4 protein-coding genes are annotated in these 5,352 nt (G+C 43.5%); 2 read left to right on the top strand and 2 right to left on the bottom strand.

What is annotated here, in order from left to right; genetic code table 11:
* The first annotated feature begins 4 nt into the window (after positions 1 to 4).
* On the top strand, positions 5 to 388 hold the full coding sequence (locus ACP5SG_RS09270) for a DnaJ family domain-containing protein (protein ID WP_428123906.1): 384 nt from the start codon (positions 5 to 7) through the stop codon (positions 386 to 388).
* Here the strand turns inward: ACP5SG_RS09270 and glgB are convergent.
* On the bottom strand, positions 385 to 2,295 hold the full coding sequence (gene glgB, locus ACP5SG_RS09275; RefSeq protein ID WP_424661669.1) for a 1,4-alpha-glucan branching protein GlgB: 1,911 nt from the start codon (positions 2,293 to 2,295) through the stop codon (positions 385 to 387). The genes ACP5SG_RS09270 and glgB overlap by 4 nt on opposite strands.
* A gap of 129 nt (positions 2,296 to 2,424) precedes the next feature.
* Here glgB and ACP5SG_RS09280 point away from each other — a divergent pair, with 129 nt between their 5' ends.
* On the top strand, positions 2,425 to 3,309 hold the full coding sequence (locus ACP5SG_RS09280) for a TIGR00730 family Rossman fold protein (RefSeq protein ID WP_424661670.1): 885 nt from the start codon (positions 2,425 to 2,427) through the stop codon (positions 3,307 to 3,309).
* Between the two features lie 54 nt (positions 3,310 to 3,363).
* Here the strand turns inward: ACP5SG_RS09280 and ACP5SG_RS09285 are convergent, their stop codons facing one another.
* Positions 3,364 to 4,725, bottom strand: coding sequence for a beta-propeller fold lactonase family protein (locus tag ACP5SG_RS09285; RefSeq protein WP_424661671.1), 1,362 nt, complete (start codon positions 4,723 to 4,725; stop codon positions 3,364 to 3,366).
* Positions 4,726 to 5,352 lie beyond the last annotated feature (627 nt).

The following is a 5,352-nucleotide window of genomic DNA, read 5'->3' on the forward strand; positions in this document are numbered from 1 at the left end:
TTTTATAGAGCAGATGGCCGAGAAGAGGATAAGGGAGGCCATGGAGCGGGGTGACTTCGACAATATAAAAGGCAAGGGCAGGCCGCTTGTCTATGAAGACGATTCATTTGTCCCGCCTGATCTCCGGATGGCCTACAAGATTTTAAAAAATGCCGGTTTCCTTCCGCCTGAACTTCAGGAAGGCAAGGAGATTAGGACGGCCATTGACCTCCTCAATGGGCTTACCGACGAGGAGGAGCGCTATAGGCAGGTAAGGAAATTAAATATCATGATAACAAAGATAAACCTTGCAAGAAAAAGACCGGTAAATCTTGAAGTGAACCAGCTCTATTACAGAAAAGTGGCTGAAAAGGTCCGTGTTTATAAAAATACGAAAGGTGCTGGTTAGTCAGTATCCGGACTCAATGCTACCATGCCGAGGGGTGGTATAGTTATCTCGACGGAATAATTCTTTCCATGGGCAGGGATGGGGTGTGCCGTAATGTGGCCTGGATTCCCTTGGCCGCTTCCCCAATAAGTCTCCCTGTCACTGTTGATTGTCTCTCTCCAATGACCGCCACATGGTACGCCGATGACATAATTATGTCTCGGGACCGGCGTGAAGTTGAATACGCAGGCTATCATATCGCCATTCCGTGCCCTGCGGATAAACGAGACGATGCTTTGGTTGCTGTCGTTGCAGTCTATCCATTCAAACCCTGCCGGTTCAAAGTCAAGGTCATAAATCGCCGGTGTGGTTTTTAAAAACCAGTTTAAATCCATCACCCATTTTCTAAGCCCTTTGTGAGGCTGATACTGAAGTAGATGCCAGTCAAGGCTTGTTTCAAAGTTCCACTCGGCCCATTGTCCGAATTCGTTCCCCATAAAGAGGAGTTTTTTCCCGGGATGCATGTACATATAGCCATATAGGAGCCTTAGATTCGCAAATTTCTGCCACTCGTCGCCCGGCATCTTGCCGATCATTGAGCCCTTGCCATGTACGACCTCATCGTGCGAGAAGGGTAGGATGAAGTTTTCGTGAAAGGCATAGAGCAGGCTGAATGTGAGGTTGTTGTGGTGATATTTCCTGTGGATCGGGTCTTTTGACATATAAAGCAGCATGTCGTGCATCCAACCCATGTTCCACTTAAAACCAAATCCCAGGCCGCCGAGATAGGTAGGTCTTGAGACCATGGGCCATGTCGTCGATTCCTCTGCAATGGTCATGGTATCCGGGTGTTCCTTGTAGATAGTCTCATTAAGATGGCGCAGAAACGCGATGGCCTCCAGATTTTCCCTTCCGCCGTAGATATTCGGCACCCATTCACCTTCATTCCTTGAATAGTCGAGGTAGAGCATTGAGGCCACTGCATCCACCCTCAGGCCGTCTATGTGGTATACCTCAAGCCAGAAAAGGGCGTTGGCAAGGAGGAAATTGGCCACCTCGTGTCTTCCGTAGTTAAATATATATGTGCCCCAATCTTTGTGTTCCCTCTTTCTCGGGTCTTCATGTTCATAGAGGTGGGTGCCGTCAAAAAAGCAAAGCCCGTGGGCATCTGTTGGGAAATGGGCCGGGACCCAGTCGAGAATGACGCCGATATCGTTTTGATGGAGATGGTCAACCAGGTACATGAAGTCCTGCGGTGTGCCGAAACGGCTGGTAGCAGCAAAGTAGCCGATTGTCTGATAACCCCAGGAGGCGTCAAGCGGGTGCTCGGTCACAGGCAAGAATTCTATATGGGTAAAATTCATTTCCTTGGCATATAAAGCGAGTTTTGGCGCTATCTCTCTATAGGTAAGCCATCTGTTGCCCTCTTCTGGCACGCGCATCCATGATCCGAGGTGCACCTCATAGATACTGATCGGGCTGTTTAGATTGTTTTTGCCCCGTCTCGTCGCCATCCATTCGCCGTCGCTCCAACTATAGTTTGAGATATCCCAGACGACAGAGGCCGTATTGGGCCTTATCTCAAAAAAAAAGCCATACGGGTCGGCCTTTTGTACCTTGTAGCCGTTGTATCTCGAGGTTATTGCATATTTATAAAGATAACCGTGACCTACCCCGGTTATGAATCCTTCCCATATGCCGGAATCCCCACGGCAGGCGAGAGGGTTTTTTGTCTCATCCCAGTTGTTGAAATCTCCTATCACGGATACACTCTCGGCATTTGGTGCCCATACGGCGAACCATGTCCCGTTTCTTCCGTTTGATTCACAGGGATGGGCACCCAGCTTCGTCCAGGCTCGAAGGTGTGTCCCTTCCATGAGGAGATGGAGGTCGTAGTCGGTCAACAGAGTCTTTTGTTCTTCATGCATATTGATTGTTGCTCCACTTTAAATTTTAATGCACTTGATCAATGAGTTGCGCATTTATTAGTTTTGGACGGCCAGCGATGGTGAACCCTTGGATTTCCATAATAACAATTTCAAGTCGAGGATAGCAATATGTCAGAAAAGATACGTAAAAAACCATTTCCATCAGCGCAGGAAGACTTAAAGGCCGCTGAACTCTTCGTGGAATCTCCACAGACCCTGTCACCATCGTACAGGCTTGCCTATATGGATAGGGATTTCCTCGTTCGGGACGAACTGAGACCGATCCGTCTCCAGCTTGAGCTCATGAAACCCGAGATCATGTTTGAGGAACATGGCATTGAGGCGACGGTTGTGGTCTTCGGCAGTACAAGGATACCTGATCCGGCAATTGCAAAAAAGGTCATGGATGAGGCATTTAAGGAGGTAGAGAAAGATCCGCAGGATCCAGCCGCAGCCCAGAAGTTGAAGATAGCGGCAAGGCTTGTGGAAAAATCTTCCTACTATGAGGAGGCGCGTCGGCTTGCCGGCATAATTTCCGAACATTGTAACAACAATGAGATGTGTAAGATATTTGTGATAACCGGTGGCGGACCTGGGATCATGGAGGCTGCAAACCGCGGTGCATTTGAAAAAAATGCAAAAAGCATAGGGTTGAATATCGTGCTGCCGCATGAGCAGAGGCCTAACAACTATATTACGCCCGAGCTGTGTTTTCAGTTCCACTACTTTGCCATAAGAAAGATGCATTTTCTCATGCGCGCACGGGCCCTTGTGGCATTTCCGGGTGGATTTGGTACTATGGATGAGCTCTTTGAGAGCTTGACCCTCATCCAGACCAAAAAGATAAAACCCATTCCGGTGTTGCTCTTTGGCAAGGAATTTTGGGAAAAGGCCGTAGGATTTGATTTTTTAGTGAAAGAAGGGGTTATTTCATCAGAGGATTTGAATATCTTCCAATATGTAGAGACAGCCGAGGAGGCCTGGGAAATAATCAAAAATGCGCTTATTTTTTGATTGATCTACAATTTATGTACCATTAACAATTATGAAATAATTTTTTGCTGCATTTCACTGGACATGGATTGTTATGCCGTCATATACAACGCTGTTGTCGAGAAAACCATTTTTATTTGAATCGAATCCCATATAAAGGATATAGTCGCCTGGAGGGAGGTCGCCTTTATATAGCGAAAATATGCCGTTGGCTGTTGTATAGCCAAATGGAGTAACTTGACTTAGATCGTTAGGCAAAGGAATCCACTGTGCCTGGCTATTGAGGTATGACCAGTTTATCCCGAGTTGTGGGGTATATAAAATAAGAAATAGTTCATCTCCTGGCATGCTGTTTTTTATTTCATACTCTAAATTGACAGGATTAGTAAGGGTTACTTCATTTTTATCATTACGTTGAGCATGTGCATTTATGATAAGTGATGGTTTACCCATTATAAAATTTCCAAAGGCTATAGGTTGTTTTCCAACTTGGATAGTAGTAGAAACTATATTTGTGGCCAGTGGTATGACAGATATGCTGTTATCGCCATTATTAACTACGTAGGCAGTTGAACCATCAGGTGTAAAGGCTATACCAACTGGTCCACTTCCTACTGGGATTATATAAAAGACTGTATCTGTAATTGTATCGATAGCCGAAACTGTATTATCTGCATTATTTGTTACATAGACTTTATAACCATCTGGCGTAACTGCTAAACCATAAGGTATATTACCTACTGGTATAGTTGCTGAAACCATGTTTGAATTTATATCAATTACTGATACACTTGCACTTCCACTATTAGCTACATAAGCCTTTGTTCCATCTGGTGATATTACTATACCATGAGGTCCATTGCCTACTGATATTGTTTTAATGACATTATTAGTAGTTGTATCTATTACTGAAACTGTATTGGCCATATTATTTGTTACATAAACTTTTGATCCATCAGGAGTAATTGCGGCGCCCCATGGTCCATAATCTACGGTGATTTTTTTAATAACTGAATTTGTTGATGTATCTATAACCGATACATCGCTTGCATTAATATCAGAATCATCGTGATTTACTACATATACTTTTGCATTATCTGGGGTTACAACTATTCCCATCGGTTCATTGCCTACTTTAATATTGGCAATAACTTTATTTTGTGCTATGTCTATGACAGAAACTGTATTATCAAGATTGTTTGTTACATATGCTCTTGATCCATCTGATGTGATAGCTATGCCAAAAGGCCATCTGCCAACCCCTATCTCACTTATAACTGTATTAGTTGTAGTATCTATGACATAGACTGAATCTTGATCGAAATTTGTTATATAGGCCAATGGACCGGCGTAGGCCACTCCGTTTAAGATGGCATAAATGAAAAGAGTCAGGTAAAAATTGCCCATCACTAGGCAAGATATACTCTTTTTAATCATGATATTTTTCTCCCAAAGGCACTGTCAAGATTTTTGTTTGAAATTGCAGCGCTGAATCTTTTGAGGTTAGGAAAGATTTTTACGCATCCTTCCTCTCAAATTTAATTCCCAATGTAATTCCATTTTTATATAAATGCAAGAATTCGGTAACAGACGGATTCTTCGGTTACCATCTCCTGGCCTGGGTTTCATTCTTTATTCAATCTCTCGGCCATATTGGCAATCTTTTTGGTTGAAGCGAAAATACCGGATTGAAAACCAAGTCAATCTTGTAACTTGGGCTGTAATCCAACCAATCAAATATCAAGGCGGAGCATTTCAAAAATCCTTTGCAAGAGAAGGCGCTTTTTTGCCCTATTCACAAGGGCAGGTTACTTGGCCTGCCCTTGTACGCTAAAAATTTAGTTTTCTAGATAAATTATGTTATATTGATAAATATTATTTTAAAAAACTACTTCTAATTGATAGCACTTAGCGATATCTTAATTATGCAACAGTATTTACAGTGGCGCCAGTAGTGGCATTAAAAGTAGAAGAAGAGTTTGTAATTGCGGCTGTGGTGCTTACAGTAGTATTGATTCCCCCGCCATGATGATGGCCATGATGATGACCTTGCATAGCCTGTTG

Source organism: Dissulfurimicrobium sp. (assembly GCF_049968175.1).
GTDB classification, from domain to species: domain Bacteria; phylum Desulfobacterota; class Dissulfuribacteria; order Dissulfuribacterales; family Sh68; genus Dissulfurimicrobium; species Dissulfurimicrobium hydrothermale.